This is a genomic window from Paraburkholderia sp. SIMBA_027 (assembly GCF_046535315.1).
Lineage (GTDB): Bacteria > Pseudomonadota > Gammaproteobacteria > Burkholderiales > Burkholderiaceae > Paraburkholderia > Paraburkholderia tropica.
The window spans coordinates 1-266 of sequence record NZ_JAWRWY010000740.1 but is presented as its reverse complement, the minus strand read 5'-3'; the positions used below and the strand labels follow the sequence as shown (position 1 = coordinate 266).

Genomic DNA, 266 nt, shown 5'->3' with positions numbered 1-266 from the left:
ATATATACTAATAATCAAGAGTTTAAAGATATTGATGCTAATAGAAATGACTTTCAAGAAAATATATGGAAGTATTTAGCTCAAAAATGTGGTAACAAAATAAATCATTATTTTGAGCAAGAAAAAAAGTATATTGAAGATTTCTTTTTTAATATAGATATTGAAAACTATATCAAAGATCTTATTAAGCAATCAAATTTGCAAATAGCAGAATGGAAGGGAAAAACAGTAACTACAACAGATGCTATAAATAATATTAATAAAAT

At 22.2% G+C, this 266-nt stretch carries 1 protein-coding gene; it reads left to right on the top strand.

Features of this window, described 5'->3' with window-relative positions; genetic code table 11:
- Window positions 1-266: hypothetical protein (locus tag SB764_RS41020; RefSeq protein ID WP_410866899.1), on the top strand; the 266-nt coding region annotated here is incomplete at both ends.